Raw genomic sequence first — 18,181 nt, 5'->3', positions numbered from 1 at the left:
TTCATTCCTTAAAACTTAATGTTCACGTACCAATTCACATTCGCATAATAGGCTTTATCTAAATCTAGGCTATCAGTTTGTAAATTAAGACCAAAATATTCGTTTTCTATACCAACTAAAAATGCTTCGCTTTTTGTTTCGTAGCCTGCTTGTACTCGCCAATGATCCCAAAAGTGAATACGGCCTTTTAATTGGCTAAACGTGTCTTTATCGTAACGTTTTAAAGTTAACTGAGTCGAAAATCGGTCGTTTATTCTGTAATCGGCAAATGCTTGTAGTCGCATTTCCATTTCGAAATCATGAGATACCGTATTTCCAAATGCAGATGTTTTTAATGAAACTGTTGGCTGAGTAATAATATCGCCGTTGTCATCTTCGCTAAATGGAATTTCAGTCGTTTGACCCTTTACAGAGCCGCTGTCTTCGTACTGAGTTTTATAGAGCAAATCTTTTACGCTAAAACCAACTTTAAGCTCATCATTTACTTGCCAATCGGCAAAAATATCTAGGCTATAGCCTAGCCCTTCTGGCTTTTGTGAAGGTGTAAATTCTTTAAATAAAATATCTTTTGAAAAGTTGTAATCGACAGTTACAGCACCTTCAACTTCATCACTAAAAATCTCACCATTTACTGTCGCATCTTGATAGTGTGAGCTGGCAAAAACAGAAAGCTTAGGTGTTATTGTTAATGCATTTTTATCTAAAAATTTAAAATCATAAGATACAAATACACCATTAGACGTTGCTTGTTTAGCATCGAGGTAATAGGTATAAAATCTATCTTCAAACTCTAAATCATTCTTTTCGGTATGAGTATATTTAGCTGTATCAGGATCAAAGTTAAGAACATAGTCATAACGACTTTGTAAACCCACTTTAAAATTACCGTAGCCAACACCCACTTCAAAAATATTATAGGTAAATGCACTGTCACCCGATTTTAATGGTGCATCAAAATCATCTACAAAGGCTTGTACTGGTTGTGCTTCAGTATAAATTTCTGCGTCAAAATGAGTAAATATTTGAAATTGGTTATCTGCGGAAGCAAGAGGAGAAATAAAAGCTGTTGAAAATCCTAACAAGAGAATTTTTTTTTTCATAATTTAATCGCTTTCTATAAAAAAAGGGAAAAGCGCTGCTTTCCCCTTTTATAGTTTAAATATTACTTAGATGAATCAATTAAATCAACATCAGTGTAAGGCACTACATCACCATCGATGTAAGTGATAGATACACCGTTAGTAACTTTAGAAGCAGTACCAAATGACATCATTTCGCCATTGTACATAGCTTTAACATCACCAGTGTAACCTGTAGATTCCATACCAGTTAGAGATAATGTGTAACCCATTGCTGCGTCACCTTTAACCATAACTTCTAATGTACTTTCATCTTCATCACCACTACTGTCAACCATACCCATTACTTTAAAGTCTAAGTCGCCAGACATACCTTCAAGTGTAATACTTGAAGAATCTGATTCTTCAGTTGCAGTAAGGTTTAGCATACCAGTGAAACCAGAATCACCGTCCATAATTTCAACGTGGTTCCAAGCTTGCGTATCGATAATTTCAGCATCATCAATTGTGTCAGCATTTACTGCACCGTCAAATGTGAATATTAAACATGAATCAATTTGAGTAGCATCAATTGTGCCTGCAGCAAAATCAACACAATCTTCAAGTGCTTGTGCTTGTGTATCAGCAGTAACAAGTGAAACAGTTGCGTCATTTTCACCCATTAATGTAGCGCCCCAAGCAACAACTAATTGCTCGCCTTGGTATGAAGCTGAAGCACTGATCATTTCACCGGTAGTTTCGTTCTCTAATTCTAAAACTAACGCATCTAAGTCATAGTTATATGACCAATCAGGTTGACGAGTAGAAGTACCTTCACCTGAGTTACCCATTTCAGCTAATTCATCAATTACGTCAGCAAGAACATCTGCTGCATCGATAACCGCTTGACCGCCAGTGTTAGTAAGGACAGTCATAGTCGATAATGACTCTGATGTAGCTTTAACAGAAGTTAGTACTTCAAGTTTAGCAACCGCCGCTTCAGCAACAAGTTGTAGGTTATAAGCTGTTACAAATTGGTCGCTAGCTAGTTCACCTTGAGCTTCAGCAGCTGTTTGCATAGCTGTAAGCGCATCAATCATTGCTTGTGCGCCTTCGCCTTCAAGGTCTAGGTAAGCATTAGCAGCAACAAGTGCTTGCTCAATAGCAATTTCAAGTGCATCAACAGCAGCAGCAAAATCAGACGCAGCAGTAACAGCAGTCATTGCAAGCTCAAGAGCTTCAGTTGCGTTTGCGGCTGTATCTACCATTGCACCTTCTGCGTTAGCAAGTGCGCTTGTAGAAGCTGCTTCAGCTGTGTCTGCTGCTGATTTTTTCTCATCAGCAACGTCTGCAGTGTCTTCAGCAACTAGTTTTGCTGCAGCAAGAGCAATATCAAACGTTTCAATCGCTGCTTCTGCTTCCGCTACTAGTGCAGCTAATGCAGCGTCGTATGCAACGGTGTCAGTTACAGCAACACCTGCATCTGTTTGTAAAGACGTTGCAGAATCAAGAATCTGTTGGTAATCAGAGCTTTGAGTAACTAACGCTTTTGCAGCAGTTACATAACCTTGTGATTTAACAAAAATAGAACCCGCTTTAGCTGTTAAACCAGCAGTAGCAGCTTCATTTTTCAGTAATGTTACAGCGCTTACAAATGCAGCTGCGTTATCAGCTGTAAGAGCATCGCCACCCATTGCTTGAACATCAGCAAGTGAACTTTGAGCTGTTTCAATATCCATTTCTAATGCAGTAAGTGCAGTTTGTGAAGCTGTAACTTCTACTGTTAAAGCAGCTGCTAGAGCTGTATAAAAATCATCTCCAACTGTACACTCTGCACCAGTACAACCAATTACTTCTAGTGCTTTTTTAACTTTTACTGCAGCGGCTGCAAGGCCGGCATCAGTTGCTGCACCATTTTTAACAGCTTTGTCTTTAGCTGCTTTTGCTTTTTTAGCAATACCTACTGAATTAGCGGCAAACGCATCAATTTGTGCTTGTGTTGCATTAGGGTTGTTAATAGAGAATGCCGCTTTTAAAGCGTTTTCAATTGCAGTTTCATCACCCGTTGCTACAGCAACAAAAATGTTTGCAGTATTTGTAATTGCTGTTTGTAACATTGTAGCTATTGCAGCAATGCCAGCGTCAGTATTACCTTTAAACTGGCCTGATTTAATACCAGCTTTAATGCTGCTCATTACATCACCAATTGAAGGTAAACCTTGAATTGAAGATGAAAGCTGTGCAATTGCTAAAATACCGTCAGTAAGTTCTTCTTCGCCATCAACATTGCTTAAATCTACAGCGCCGCCGTTAGATAAATCGCCAATAATAGCAGAAAGTAAAAGTGCTGCGTCTTGACCCATTACTTGTACAACAGTGTTTAAGCTAGCTGTAGCAATAGCGTCTTCATCTACACTTGAACCTGAGTCAAGAAGAAGACCTGCCACTAACGATGTTAAAAAAGTAACATTAGCTTTATAAGAACCTATAACATTATCGTCGCCAGCTGCACCGCTCGCTCCAGATGTATCTGCTTCAACAGCTGGAATAAACTTAACAACAGAAAGCTCTAGGTCAGTTTTGTACCATTCGCCAAACTCAATATCAGTATCGCCATCATTTTCGTCGTCAACTTCTGGCGCTTCATCGTAAGTGCCACAACCTACGTAAGCATCACAACGTAAAAAGCTATCATCGCCTTCTTCAGACGTTTTAACAGTAATGTAAACAGGTCCAGTAAAATCATCATCTAGGTAGATGCTGTAACGACCGTTTTCATCAGTTAGCACTTCAGGGTTAGCGGCAATTTTACTTGCTTCTACCGCTGCATCTGCAGCATCTTGTGATAGTGCTTCTTCAGAAAAAGACTCAGCCTCTGCTGAAGCAGCTGAGCGAAATGCAACAGGAACGCTTTGACCAGATGCATCTAAAGTCATTACAGTTACTACTGCACTTTTCATTGAACCTTTAACTGCTTTACCTGTTACTTCAATGTTAAATTGTGCATCGCCCGTTGCAGTGAAAGATTCTACAGGTGTAACAGGAATATTTCTGTCGTTATCAGAACCACATGCTGTTAAGCCTAATGTAAGTGCAACTGAAGCTGCAATAGGTGTAAATTTGATCGTACGCTTTACCATTTATTTCTCCTTGATAGCCTGGAATGAGTATCAGAAATTAGTTTAGTTGATAGTGATTTATGTAAGCTTTTATATTCAAAAAGCATCAAAAAAGTACACAATCATAACTTTTGTTACTAGAACATTAAAAATACCATTAAGCTATATAGTTATGCTACATATTTATACGTTTTATAGAAGTATTTATCTTTATTCTATGAGCTACTTCTTTATCAGCATCTCTATTATTCAATAACCTATAGACACTCATAAAGAACCAGCACATATTGATACAATATATTCACTTTATTAAATGAATATTACATATAATCTAGTTTGTTAATTATATTCTTCAAGTAAATGCGGTGGATGAGAGCGAAAAAAGACGATAATTCGAAAAATTAATGAAAAAGGATTATTTCTACCGAGTGTGAGTAGGTTTTACTTTAGCTAAGCAAACGTTTATAAAATTTGTTTGCTTAACTAAAATAAATGTTTAGTTACGCTTAACTTCACCTGTGATTAGTAAGGGACTCTTACAACTCCTTCCATTAATACACGTGCACTTCGGCTCATACTTGCTTTGGTAACTAGCCAGTTGCCAGCATTATTTTTAGCCTCAGCACCTACTTTTAGCGTGCCCGACGGATGACCAAAGTTAACTTCACTCAATGCGCCGCCACCAGCGGCTATATTAACAAGTGTGCCCTCAATAGCCGCAGCCGTGCCAATAGCTACAGCGGCTGTGCCCATCATGGCGTGGTGCAGTTTACCCATCGACATTGCGCGCACGAGTAAGTTAATGTTGGCAGCCTCAATAACTTTACCGCTAGATGCAGTGTAATCTAAAGGCGCTGCAACAAACGCAACCTTTGGCGTATGTTGACGAGCCTGTGCTTCACTAATATTAGTGATTAAGCCCATTTTAACGGCGCCATAAGCACGAATGGTTTCAAGCTTTTTAAGCGCTGCAACATCGTTATTTATATCGTCTTGCAGCTCTGTGCCGGTATAACCAATATCAGCGGCGTTAATAAATACAGTAGGAATACCTGCATTTATCATCGTGGCTTTTAAAGTACCAACACCTGGTACTTCTAAGTCATCAACTACGTTACCTGTTGGGAATAACGCGCCATCGCCATCAGCCGGGTCTATAAATTCAAGTTTTACTTCAGCTGCAGCAAATGTAACGCCATCGAGCTCAAAGTCGCCGGTTTCTTGTACTTCGCCATTGGTCATAGAGACATGCACTAATATGCTTTTTTTAATATTAGCCTGCCACACACGCACAATAGCAACACCGTTATTAGGTACTCGGTTTTTATCGACCAAACCATTATTAATGGCAAAAGCTCCGACTGCTGACGTTAAGTTGCCGCAGTTACCGCTCCAATCCACAAAAGGTCTATCTATCGCCACTTGACCAAACAAGTAATCAACATCGTGCTCGGCTTGCTCACTTTTACTTAGGATTACGGTTTTACTGGTGCTTGATGTAGCGCCGCCCATTCCATCCGTTTGTTTGCCGTACGGATCTGGGCTGCCAATAACACGCAGTAATAAATTATCGCGCGCCTCGCCTGCTACTTGAGCAGGCTTTGGCAAATCAGTTAAATTAAAAAACACACCTTTACTGGTGCCGCCACGCATATAGGTTGCAGGCACTTTAATTTGCGGTTTAAACATAGTGTTTGCCCTTATGCAGATTGCGTTGCTTCTAAAAAGTCTTGAGCAAAGCGTTGTAACACACCACCAGCCGCGTAAATAGAAAGCTCTTCTTGGGTATCTATACGGCACTTCATAGGCACAGTAAGCACTTCACCATCTTTAAGGGTAATACTTAAATTAACGGTGGCGCCTGGTTTTAAATCACCCGTTACATTGTACGTTTCACTGCCATCCAGCTTTAGGGTTTTACGCGTTGTGCCTGCTTTAAACTCAAGCGGTAAAACCCCCATACCAATTAAGTTAGTACGGTGAATACGCTCAAAGCCCTCAGCTGCGATTACTTCAACGCCTGCAAGTCTTACGCCTTTTGCAGCCCAATCGCGCGACGAACCTTGACCGTAATCGGCACCGGCTACAATAATAAGCGGTTGTTTACGCTCCATATAGGCTTCGATTGCTTCCCACATACGTGTGTTAGTGCCTTGTGGCTCTAAGCGTGCGTAAGAACCTTGCTTAACGTCGCCGTTTTCATCAAGCACCATTTCATTAAGTAGTTTTGGGTTTGCAAATGTTGCGCGCTGCGCTGTTAAATGATCGCCCCGGTGCGTTGCGTACGAGTTATAGTCTTCCTCTGGCACATTCATTTTGGTCAGGTATTCGCCAGCAGCACTACTTGCCATAATTGCATTTGATGGCGATAAATGATCCGTTGTAATGTTATCGCCAAGTACTGCAAGCGCACGCATACCAGTCATTGTGCGCTCACCCGCAAGTGCACCTTCCCAATAAGGAGGGCGACGGATGTAGGTGCTTTCTGGGCGCCAATCGTAGAGTGGATCGTTATCTTCACCGTAATCTACGGTTAAATTAAACATAGGCTCGTATACTTTTCTAAATTGCTCTGGCTTAACGCTTTGCTTAATTACTGCGTCAATCTCTTCATCTGATGGCCATAAATCTTTAAGCGTAATGTCGTTGCCTTGTTGATCTTGCCCAAGTACCCCTTTTTCAATATCAAAGCGAATAGTACCTGCAATGGCGTACGCAACAACTAAAGGAGGTGACGCTAAAAATGCTTGCTTAGCATAAGGATGAATGCGTCCATCAAAGTTACGATTGCCAGAAAGTACAGCCGTTGCGTATAAATCACGTTCGATTACTTCTTTTTGAATAACAGGGTCAAGCGCCCCGCTCATACCATTACAGGTAGTACACGCAAAACCAACAATGCCAAAGCCCAGTTGCTCGAGCTCTGTTAGTAGGTTTGCATCTTCAAGGTATGATTGCACCGCTTTTGAGCCCGGTGCTAATGAGGTTTTAACCCAAGGTTTACGCATTAAACCCTTAGCATTTGCGTTACGGGCAAGCAGTGCAGCGGCAATTACATTACGTGGGTTACTGGTATTAGTACAGCTAGTAATAGCAGCAATAATACATGCGCCGTCTGGCATTAAGCCTTCTTCATTTTCAACAACGCCCGAAATACCCTCTTTAGCTAAATCGCTTGTCGATACACGGCGGTGCGGATTAGATGGACCCGCAATATTGCGCCCCACGCTTGATAAATCAAACTTAAGTACACGCTCATATTTTGCAGTTTTTAAGCTATCGCTCCAAAGGCCTGCTGTTTTAGCGTAGTTTTCTACAAGGGCAATTTGCTCTTCTTCACGACCTGTTAAACGCAAGTAATCTATTGTTTTATCATCAATATAAAACATAGCTGCAGTTGCGCCAAATTCAGGTGTCATGTTCGAAATGGTTGCTCTGTCGCCAAGAGTAAGCGCATCGGCACCTTCACCGTAAAACTCTAAATAAGTAGATACAACACGTTGTTCGCGTAAAAATTCAGTAATGGCCAACACAATATCGGTTGCGGTAATACCTGGTTGGCGCTTACCTGTTAGCTCAACACCAACAATATCAGGCAAGCGAATATATGAAGCACGGCCAAGCATAACGCTTTCAGCTTCAAGCCCGCCTACACCCACAGCAATAACACCTAGCGCATCAACATGTGGCGTGTGGCTGTCGGTGCCAACTAAAGTATCTGGGAATGCAATGCCATCTCGGTTTTGAATAACCGGCGACATTTTTTCAAGATTAATTTGATGCATAATGCCGTTACCCGGTGGAATAACGTCAATATTTTTAAACGCAGTTTTAGTCCAGTTTATAAAGTGAAAACGGTCATCATTTCGTCTGTCTTCAATCGCGCGGTTTTTTTCAAATGCGTCAGGATCAAAACCGGCATGCTCTACCGCTAGTGAATGATCCACTATTAACTGTGTGGGTACCACTGGGTTCACTTTTGCCGGGTCGCCGCCTTTTGCTGCAATTGCATCACGAAGCCCAGCTAAATCAACAAGTGCTGTTTGCCCTAAAATATCGTGGCAGACCACGCGCGCCGGATACCACGGAAAATCTAAATCTTGCTTTCGCTCAATTAGCTGGTTAAGTGCATCGGTTAACATGGCAGGATCGCATCGGCGTACTAGGTTTTCGGCAAATACACGCGATGTATAAGGTAGCGTGGCGTATGCACCTGGCTTAATTGCATCTACGGCTTCTTGCGTATCGTAGTAGTCGACATTTGAGCCCGGTAGAGGTCTACGGTATTGGGTATTATTAATTATGGTCATGGTAAGGGTTCGCTAATTTGGTGACGGATGTAATACCAATTTTATTGAGAGTGCAATTGGTATTTTTCAAGAAAGGCTTTAGGTTTGTAGTTGTTTTTATTATATAAAGCATTAAAGCCGTAAAAGGTGAGCCATTGGCTCACCTTAGTTAAAAATAATTAACTTCTTGATTCGATTGGAGTGTAACTGCGTGCATCAGGCCCTGTGTAATCGGCACTTGGGCGAATAATACGGTTGTTAGCGCGTTGCTCTTTTACATGTGCAGTCCAACCAGTGATGCGGCTCATTACAAATATTGGCGTAAATAACTTAGTCGGAATATCCATAAAGTGATAAGCAGATGCATGGAAAAAATCGGCATTACAAAACAGTTTTTTCTCGCGCCACATAATCTCTTCACAACGAACAGACACAGGGTAAAGCACCGTATCGCCCACCTCTGCCGCTAGTTTTTCAGACCATTTTTTAATAATTACATTGCGTGGATCAGATTCGCGATAAATCGCATGACCAAAGCCCATTATTTTGTCTTTACGTTCAAGCATGCCCATGACTTCTTGCTCAGCATGCTCTGCACTTGTAAAACCTTGAATCATATCCATAGCCGCTTCGTTGGCGCCGCCATGTAATGGCCCACGTAACGTACCAATTGCACCTGTTACACAAGAGTGAATATCAGAAAGCGTTGATGCACACACACGCCCTGTAAAAGTAGAAGCGTTAAACTCGTGCTCTGCGTATAAAATTAGTGATACGTTCATCACTTGTGCAAATAACTCACTAGGTGCTTTGTCGTGTAACAGCGTTAAAAAATGTGCGCCAACAGAGTCGTCATCTGTTTGTGTTTCAATGCGTACGCCGTCGTGTGTAAAGCGGTACCAGTAACAAATAATACTTGGGAACACAGCAACCATACGGTCGATTGCATCATTGGCTTCGCTAAAATCATTTTCCATTTCAAGGTTACCCAACATTGAGCAGCCCGTGCGCATTACATCCATTGGATGCGCGTCTTTAGGAATATTTTCAAGCACGGTTTTAAGTGCATCTGGTAAGCCGCGTAAACTTTTAAGTTTAGCTTTATATTCTGCCAATTCGCTTGTGGTTGGTAACTCACCGCGTGAAAGTAAAAAAGACACTTCTTCAAACTGCGCTTTTTCGGCAAGTTCGCTAATATCATAACCACAATACGTTAAACCAGAACCACTTTGTCCAACAGTACACAATGCTGTTTGACCAGCCACTTGTCCGCGTAAACCCGCGCCGCCTAATGCTTTATCTACCATGATCTTCTCCTATCTATAATTTGTGTGTGGTATCTATTTTAATAGTTATTATTTGTCAGATTTTGATGAAAAAAGGGTATCGAGTGTGTTCTCGTACGTGTGGTAATCTAAAAAGTCGTAAAGCTCAGAACGCGTTTGCATATTTTCGATTTGGCTTTGTTGCGAGCCTTCATTCAAAATTGCTGAATACACGTTTAATGCCGCTTTGTTCATCGCTCTAAATGCACTTAGTGGGTAAAGCACCATTTCAACGCCTACATCGCTTAACTGCTCTTTTGTGTAAATTGGTGTTTGGCCAAACTCAGTAATGTTTGCCAAAATTGGAACGTTAATCGCTTTTGCAAATGCTTGGTAATCAGCAAGGTCGTGTACGGCTTCTGCAAAAATAGCGTCAGCACCTGCTTCAACACAGGCAGCTGCACGGTCTATCGCGGCGTTTAGACCTTCTTTTTGAAATGCATCGGTACGAGCCATAATATAAAAATCGCTATCGGTTTTTGCATCCACCGCCGCTTTAATGCGGTCAACCATTTCACCTTGGCTTACAATTTCTTTATTAGGGCGATGACCACAGCGTTTTTGCGCTACTTGGTCTTCTATATGTAAACCCGCCGCACCCGCTTTAGTCATTTCTTTTACTGTGCGTGCAATATTAAATGCCCCACCCCAACCGGTATCGGCATCAACAAGTAATGGTAAGTCGCTCGCACCAGTAATACGGCGAATATCTTCAAGCACGTTATCAAGGCTTGTCATACCTAAATCAGGCATACCAAACGAGGCGTTTGCAACACCGGCACCTGAGAGGTAAATAGCTTGGTGACCCATTTTTTCTGCCATCATCGCGGTGTAGGCGTTAATAGTACCTACCACTTGTAACGGGCGATTATTGGCAATAGCGTGTTTAAATTTTAATCCTGCTGACATTACTTTCTCCTCACTTTGAACGGTTGCTACGTGGAGTAACTTGTAGTTTTAATCTGTAATTGTGACTGTTTAACTGCTCTGCTTAGCTTTTAGCTTTTAGCTTTTAGCTTTTAGCAGCTTATGCTTTTTGCTTAGCTAATAAGTCGAATTTGGTTTGGATATTTGCTTGCGATGCACTGATATGGCGCTTCATGAGCATTTCGGCCAGTTCACCGTCGTGGTTTTCAATGGCGTTAATAATCGCTAAATGCTCATCAAACGCTTTTGATACACGCGGCCCCACCATGCCCATTTGTACACGGTACATGCGTATTAATTGATAGAGCTCATTACACAGTAAATGAATTAAATGCGCGTTTTTACTGCCTTGAATAATACGGTAATGAAAATCTAAATCGCCGGCTTCTTGATAATAAGATTCGCCCTCTTTAACACGCTGTGTTTGTAGGTGCTGATTAAGTAATTGCTTTAAGCCTTTTACTTCTTCGGGTTCCATATTGTCGGCAGCAAGTCTACATGCCAAGCCTTCAAGCGAACTACGAACTTGGTAAACTTCAATCAAGCGCTCAGCGGTAAGGGCAACTACTCGGCAACCTACGTTAGCTTTACGCTCAACAAGGTAGCAACTTTCTAGGCGATTTAACGCCTCTCTAAGCGTTGCACGGCTTACACCATAACGTTTGGCAAGCTCAGGCTCTGATATTTTACTCCCTTGAACTATACTGCCTTCAACAATCTCACGGCGCATATCTACAAATACTTGATCTGATGCGGTAGTTATAGGCGCTTCGTTTAAAAATGTGTGTGTCATAAGTTATTTTTTAGATTGTCGACAATTAGTGTGGTTACTATGAGCTTATTAAAAAATCATGTCAACCCTCAAACCTATCAAAATGGCTAAAAAACACACTCATTGTCGACACTATTAACCTAAAGTCGCATAAAATGGTTTTAAAATGGACTAAAACAATGAAGTGTCGACAGGGCAATAAATCAGATGTTACGTCTTTAAGCGCTGAAAATGCATTATATAAATGCTATTATCGCGCTTTATTTTTATAGTATGAGCTAACGCGTGAACGCCAACACTTTTATCCCTGAGCACTTTATTGATGACGTAAAAACCTATTTACCAGCGCATCTAAACTTAGATGACTTTTTAAATGCGTGTCGCAAGCCGCTCAGAAAATCTATCCGCGTTAATACATTAAAAATTAGCATTGAAGAATTTGTAAAACGTGCAACTGAAAAAAATTGGCTGCTAACCCCAATCCCATGGTGCAGTGAAGGCTTTTGGTTAGAACGTCCCGAAGATGAAGAGCAAAACCTAGCCCTTGGTAATACCGACTTACATCTAAGCGGGGCTATGTACGTACAAGAAGCAAGTTCAATGCTGCCCCCTATCGCATTAAAGCAAAGTATTAAACTCGCAGACTCTCAAAATAACACCGTGCTTGATATGGCATCAGCACCGGGTTCTAAAACATCGCAACTTGCAGCACTTATGGATAACCAAGGCGTGCTTGTTGCAAACGAGCTTTCGTCATCGCGCCTAAAAGTACTTAGCGCAACGCTCAAACGCATGGGAGTAGGCAACTGTGCGCTCTCGCATTTTGATGGCGTTATATTTGGCAACTACATGTTTGAATGCTTTGATAGCATATTACTAGACGCGCCATGCTCTGGCGAAGGCACGGTACGTAAAGACGCCGACGCACTAAAAAATTGGTCCATAGAATCAAACATACAAATAGCCCAGGTACAAAAAGACTTAATTAAAAGCGCATTTTACGCATTAAAGCCAGGTGGCACGTTAGTGTATTCAACCTGTACACTTACTCCGCTCGAAAACCAGCAAGTATGCGATTATTTACTCAGTGAATTTGGCGACTATATAGCGCCTGAGTCACTAAGTGATTTATTTGAAGGTGCAAGCAAAGCCACCACCAGTGAAGGTTATTTGCATGTATGGCCGCAAACATTCGACAGCGAAGGCTTTTTTATTGCTAAATTTAAAAAGCACGCAAGTTGCAATAACCCAAATCAAACAGTTAAAAAAGGCGCGTTTCCGTTTAACGAGTTTGATAAAAAGCAAAGCGTCGCGTTTATGCAATCGCTTAAAAAGCATTTTGGGTTAACTAACCTGCCTGGCAGCCTAATGCAGCGTGACAAAGAACTGTGGTTATTTCCTGAGGGGTTTGAAGCCGTGCAAAATAAAATTAAGTACGCACGCTTAGGTATTCAAATTGGCATTATTCATAAAAATGGCGTTAGGCTAACGCACGAATTTGCTACTGTATTTGGCAATGAGTGTAAAACTAATATTTACGCGTTAAATAACGAGCAAGCAAATGATTATTTCCAAGGTAAAGATATACGCTTAACTGAAGTAACTCAAACAATAGGTGAGGTGATATTAACCCTGTGTGGCTGCCCTATTGGGCTCGGGAAATGGCAAAAAAATAAGATCAAAAATTCACTACCACGAGATCTAGTGAAAAATACGCAGTTAATAAGCTGGGGTTAAACTAAAGTACAAATTACACATAATTAATCTAATCCTTTGTTATCAAATGTAACCAAGGGGCAAAATTAGTTATGCTTTATTTAGTAGTTTTACTACACTTTAAAGTACTTTCTTCTTCTCCCTAATGAACCAAGAAAGTGTTTTAGTTAACGCTAGGCTCAATTTAGAGTCACTTTATAGCTCAGAGGCTTTTTATAAGCCTCTGAGCGTTTTTATTTGTAGGTTCTTATCTAAACAGTACTACGTTTTACTTTTTTCAAACGCTTTACCAAGGGTCCTTATCTACAATTAACTTGTAGGTGAGCAACTTACTGTTTCTCTAAATCAAACTCAGTTAAATGCCCTTCACCGTGTATAAGTTGATATCGGGCTAAATTCCCCTGCTCTAGTGTTATTAAACTAATAGCTGAGTCGCTTACTAAGTATTTTTGCCCTTCACCTATGGTTTGGTGCTTATCTACTTCCATATGCCAACGTTTGGTAAAAAAGTTTAAGGGACTTTTTGGGCCGTATAAAATTGAGTCGAGCTTATCGAGTATGTTTATTAATTTACGCGGGAACTCGTTTTTAATACCGCTGGCGGTAAGTTGCCAAATTCGATTGGGATGATCGCCAAAACGCTTTTGCACCGAAAAGCAAAATGAGTAATGTACATCACCCGATAAAATAAGGGTTTCGTTTGGGGTGTCGGTGCGTCTAAAAGTATCGAGTAGCTTTTTGGCTGAGCCTTCGTGCGCCATCCAGTTTTCTACGTCAACCATGAGCGGTTGGCCACATATGTTAAACATGGCTTGAATGGCTTCTATTGATTTAACACCAAATACAGGGGCTGGCGATACAATAATAACCTGATCGTGGCTTAATAGGCTTTCTTCAAGCTCTGTTAAACGCTCCCAATCAAGTAGGCCTGAAGGCTCGTTAAAGTTTTGCTCATTTCGCCAACGGTGCGTACGTGTATCTAGCACCACTACTTTTGGGGTTGTTGTTAACTCATAATGCCAAAAACTAAAATCGTTTAGTGGTTTATCAAATGCTTTAAACTGCCATAAATTATTAACAGTACGGCTTTGCTTAAAAGGTGTTAGTAACTCGCCTGTTTTATTTAGTGCATCGTTCCCCATTCCTTGAAAAAGCCAATAACTAATTAAACCGTTATTAATGATTCGTTTACTACTTGGGTTTTCATTTATAGCTTGCTCCCACCCAGCGGTGAGGTTCCAATCATCAGTTACATCATGATCGTCAAACATCATTAATGTAGATACATTGGCAAACAATCGCTCTACTTCACTTAAGCCTTTTGCATAATCAATCAGTGCTGTTTTTTCAGCGTCAAAAATAGTTTTGTTTTGCTCGCTTTGACCTAAATACGTTGTGTTTTGTATATCAACGCATTGCCAAGCAGCAGCACTAAAATTTAATAAATAAAGTGCAATGTATTCTTCAAAATGGATAAGGTGATTGTAGGCTTTTACGCTTGAAAAATGAGGTTCGTCTTTTTTTAGCCAGTAACCAACACCTAATTTTGAGCGTTTTTGCCAAGGCGTTTTTGGTAAAAACAAATGGCGATTATAAAGTTGCTCATTTATATCATCCGGTAGCTCAATGGCAAGTGGTTGCTCTTTATAGATACCTAAGACTTTAATTAACTGATGAATAGCTAATAACATGGGGCCTGCTACGTCATCGGCATAAACCTGATCGCCGCTCAGTAATAGCAATTGTGCGCCTTGGTTATTATTACCACGCTGAGTATTTTGCCAGTGACTTGCAGACACTAAGCTGTCTTTTGCTGGGTGATGTGCATTACGGCACGAGCCATGCAAAATATCACTGAGTTTATCGGGGATTACAAATGCAGGCGTTGTTTGATTGCTATAGCACCAAGGGGATAAATCGATTGCTGTATCGTCAATTATAAGTTCATAGCTTAATAAGCTATCTACAGGGAGTTTGTTGTCTATTGGCTTTATAATAACGAAATGCAGGTATAAATGTTCGCCTAAAGAAACCGTATGTTGATCGCTATAACACTCAACATTTAATAAGTTTATTTGGCAGTTTGCAGGCTTGGAGGTAGCAAACTGAATACAGACTCCAGTTTGCTCTGCACGGCGCACCATTGGCCCCATTAGTAAAATAGGAAGGTTTGCCGTGTGAGTAATCATGTATTTAGCCTTTAGCTGCTAATTTAAATAAAGAATAAAAGTTCTCGGTAGTCGCTTTAGCCAGTTCATTAAAGCTAATGCCTTTAAGTTCGCTAATGTAGTAAGCAACGTCTTCTACGTATGCTGGCTGATTAGTTTGCCCACGATACGGTACCGGCGCTAAATAAGGCGAGTCGGTTTCTATTAATAATCTATCTAGCGGTATTTGCTTTACTACTTCTTTTAGTTCAATAGCATTTTTAAAGGTAACAATGCCCGAAATAGAAATATAAAAGCCCATGTCTATGGCTTTTTTAGCCATATCCCAGTCTTCAGTAAAGCAATGTAGTACACCACCGCAGTTTTCGGCCTTGTGCTCACGCATTAAATTAATGGTATCGCTGCGGGCATCACGTGTATGAATAATTAACGGCTTTTGTAATTCGTTAGCTACTTCAATATGCCCAACAAAGCTTGCTTGCTGCACTGCGTGGGTATCTTTTGAATAGTAGTAATCAAGACCCGTTTCGCCAATAGCAACGACTTTTTCGTGTGAGGCTAAGTCAATTAGTTGCTGTTTATTAAGGGCGTCTTTTTGATCAAGTGGATGTACACCACATGAGGCTGAAACATCGTCGTAGTGCTTAATTTTATCAAGCATGCTTGGAAACTGATCAAGCGTTACGCTTACACATAAAAAGTGCTCGATTTGCTTTGCACGCGCTTTATCAAGAACTTGGTCAAGGTTTAAGTCTAATTTATCAAAATCAAGACGATCTAAATGGCAATGAGAATCTACAATCACTATAAGGCCTGTATTATGTTCAGGGTTTAAATTTGTTCTTTTAATTTATTATGTTAGCAATTAAAAGAACCCAATATAGGGCGGCGTTAATCTCAATGAAAAACCGACCCTATAGCTACATGGTATATGTTTGATCGCCTGAGTTTAACATAGTCCCAAGCAGCTTTTCGATTTTAGCGTTTAGGTTTGTTTTATCGTCTAAAAAACTAATACCAATACCTGGAGGATTAGAGCTTTGTGCACCTTGTGGCGTGATCCACGACACTTTACCTGTTACTACATCATCTTCTAAGGCATCGGGCAAGGTAACTCTAAGCGCTAACGAATGCCCTGCTTCGTAACGCATATTAGTACGTACAAATAAGCCACCTTTTTTTAAGTAAGGCATATAACAACGGTATAACTCGTCTAAATCGTCTATGTCTACTAGTAGTTCTTGCATGATTAATCCTTTTAAGAATTTCGCAATGTGTATGCTAATCGTGATACAGCAAGCGGTAAATTAAGGCCAAGTACTTGGGTGTTATTTTGTAAAAACTCGCCTAATGCATTTTGCGCACTTTGATAAGCGTCAAAACTCATGCCTTGCAGTAATTGCTGCTTTAGTTGCACGCTTAAAAACAAAGTAAATATACGAACAAGTTCAGGCTGTTTATTTATTATATCGACTAACGCTTTGAAATTATGGCTTTGTTTAAACTCAGTTGCAAACTTATACAGTGTATCAATATTTTTTAGCTGGTCTTGCTGTTGCCAATGCTTTACTTGCAGCGGTTGGTTATAAAAAAGTGCTAACCAACTATAGTTAGGAATATCTAATGTCTCTAGCCACTGCTGAGCAAGTGCAGTATTAGTTATTTTTACGTCACTTTTAGCGCATCGACTTAAAATAGTTGCAGGGAGCTGCTGTGGTTGGCTTGTGGTTAATATTAAAAAGCGGCTATTAGTTGGCTCTTCAAGTGTTTTTAATAATGCGTTAGCTGCTGCTGTGGTCATTTTTTCGCAATTTTCGATTATCGCGACTTTATTGCCATTTTGCGCTGCAGAGTGATTCATAAAATCACTAATACCACGTATATCGTCTACACCAATACTTTGCCCATCAACTTGCGTTAAACGTTTGTCGGGGTGAGTGCCAGCCAGGTTAAGTAAACAGCTTTTACACTGCCCGCAAGGTTTTAGCATACTGTTTTGCGCAGCTACCTGCTTAGCTATATTTTGGCATAGCAAAGCATTCCCAAGCTCATCACTTAACTCAAACTTACCTACGCCAACAGGCCCACAAAATAATTGCGCATGATGAAAACGCTCTGCGCGATAACTTTTCGCTAAACGTGCTTGAGTATCATGTAGCCAAGGCAATGGCATATTATTTTAGGCCTTCAAAAAATGAATGCAGTACATTGGTTATATCGCGATGTACTTTATCAATACTTTGGTTTGCATCAACCGTTTTAATTGTGTTGTCGTCATTAGCAAGTTCAACATAACGCATACGAGTACGCTGAAAAAACTCAATGGCTTCTTGTTCAATACGGTCAAGCTCACCACGTCCTTTTGCACGTTCAAGGCCTATCACTGGGTCAATATCGAGGTAAATAGTTAAATCAGGCTTTAAGCCCTTTAATACCATTGACGAAAGTGAAGCTAATGTATTTGAGCTAATACCACGCCCACCACCTTGATACGCCTGAGACGATAAGTCATGACGATCAGCAAGTACCCATTGGCCTTTATCAAGCGCTGGGGTAATAACATTGTGCATTAATTGCGAACGTGCTGCGTACATAATAAGCAACTCGGTTTCAAAGGCAATCTCTTCTTCGTGCTCTGCTTTTACAAGCGTACGAAGCGATTCAGCCAGTGGCGTGCCGCCAGGTTCGCGGACGTTAATGAAGTCTATTTTTTGTTTGTTTAAAAAGTCTTGGCATAACGAAATAGCGGTTGATTTGCCCGCGCCTTCTAGCCCTTCTATTACTATAAATTTTGGTTTCATAAACTA

Annotated in this window: 13 protein-coding genes; 1 reads left to right on the top strand and 12 read right to left on the bottom strand. The window is 40.6% G+C overall.

What is annotated here, in order from left to right; translation table 11 throughout:
• Positions 1-8: 8 nt before the first annotated feature.
• From GQR47_RS15225 to GQR47_RS15195, 7 genes are all read right to left on the bottom strand, one after another.
• Positions 9-1,100, bottom strand: coding sequence for a hypothetical protein (locus GQR47_RS15225; RefSeq protein WP_039489982.1), 1,092 nt, complete (start codon positions 1,098-1,100; stop codon positions 9-11).
• A 62-nt stretch (positions 1,101-1,162) separates the two neighbouring features.
• Complete coding sequence (locus tag GQR47_RS15220) at positions 1,163-4,198, bottom strand: hypothetical protein (protein ID WP_154903295.1); 3,036 nt, start codon at positions 4,196-4,198, stop codon at positions 1,163-1,165.
• Positions 4,199-4,699: 501 nt separating this feature from the next.
• Positions 4,700-5,866, bottom strand: a complete 1,167-nt coding sequence (gene prpF, locus GQR47_RS15215; RefSeq protein ID WP_154903296.1) for a 2-methylaconitate cis-trans isomerase PrpF — start codon at positions 5,864-5,866, stop codon at positions 4,700-4,702.
• Positions 5,867-5,877: 11 nt separating this feature from the next.
• Entirely contained in the window at positions 5,878-8,487 is a 2,610-nt protein-coding gene (gene acnD / locus GQR47_RS15210; RefSeq protein ID WP_165724014.1) for a Fe/S-dependent 2-methylisocitrate dehydratase AcnD, read from the bottom strand.
• Positions 8,488-8,645: 158 nt separating this feature from the next.
• A complete protein-coding gene (prpC, locus tag GQR47_RS15205; protein WP_165724013.1) occupies positions 8,646-9,773 on the bottom strand; it encodes a 2-methylcitrate synthase in 1,128 nt (375 codons plus the stop codon).
• 48 nt (positions 9,774-9,821) lie between these two features.
• Positions 9,822-10,700: a methylisocitrate lyase gene (gene prpB, locus GQR47_RS15200; RefSeq protein ID WP_165724011.1), complete on the bottom strand. Its 879-nt coding sequence runs from the start codon at positions 10,698-10,700 to the stop codon at positions 9,822-9,824.
• A 118-nt stretch (positions 10,701-10,818) separates the two neighbouring features.
• Positions 10,819-11,511, bottom strand: a complete 693-nt coding sequence (locus GQR47_RS15195) for a GntR family transcriptional regulator (RefSeq protein WP_002962362.1) — start codon at positions 11,509-11,511, stop codon at positions 10,819-10,821.
• 264 nt (positions 11,512-11,775) lie between these two features.
• On the opposite strand from GQR47_RS15195, the gene rsmF reads away from it, so the two are divergent.
• A complete protein-coding gene (gene rsmF, locus GQR47_RS15190; protein WP_165724010.1) occupies positions 11,776-13,227 on the top strand; it encodes a 16S rRNA (cytosine(1407)-C(5))-methyltransferase RsmF in 1,452 nt (483 codons plus the stop codon).
• Between the two features lie 308 nt (positions 13,228-13,535).
• On the opposite strand, the gene GQR47_RS15185 is transcribed toward rsmF, so the two are convergent.
• From GQR47_RS15185 to tmk, 5 genes are all read right to left on the bottom strand, one after another.
• The gene (locus tag GQR47_RS15185; RefSeq protein WP_165724008.1) at positions 13,536-15,395 is read right to left on the bottom strand and encodes an alkaline phosphatase D family protein; all 1,860 of its coding nucleotides are present in this window, start codon (positions 15,393-15,395) and stop codon (positions 13,536-13,538) included.
• Between the two features lie 4 nt (positions 15,396-15,399).
• Entirely contained in the window at positions 15,400-16,179 is a 780-nt protein-coding gene (locus GQR47_RS15180; RefSeq protein ID WP_024600474.1) for a YchF/TatD family DNA exonuclease, read from the bottom strand.
• A gap of 115 nt (positions 16,180-16,294) precedes the next feature.
• On the bottom strand, positions 16,295-16,621 hold the full coding sequence (locus GQR47_RS15175) for a PilZ domain-containing protein (protein WP_002962367.1): 327 nt from the start codon (positions 16,619-16,621) through the stop codon (positions 16,295-16,297).
• 11 nt (positions 16,622-16,632) lie between these two features.
• A complete protein-coding gene (locus GQR47_RS15170) occupies positions 16,633-17,547 on the bottom strand; it encodes a DNA polymerase III subunit delta' (protein WP_165724006.1) in 915 nt (304 codons plus the stop codon).
• A 1-nt stretch (position 17,548) separates the two neighbouring features.
• A complete protein-coding gene (gene tmk, locus GQR47_RS15165) occupies positions 17,549-18,175 on the bottom strand; it encodes a dTMP kinase (protein ID WP_002962371.1) in 627 nt (208 codons plus the stop codon).
• Positions 18,176-18,181: the final 6 nt, after the last annotated feature.

It is taken from the genome of Pseudoalteromonas sp. Z1A2 (genome assembly GCF_011378755.1).
Taxonomy (GTDB): Bacteria; Pseudomonadota; Gammaproteobacteria; order Enterobacterales; family Alteromonadaceae; genus Pseudoalteromonas; species Pseudoalteromonas distincta.
The sequence above is the reverse complement of the archived record's forward strand: the minus strand, read 5'-3'. Positions and strand labels throughout refer to the sequence as shown.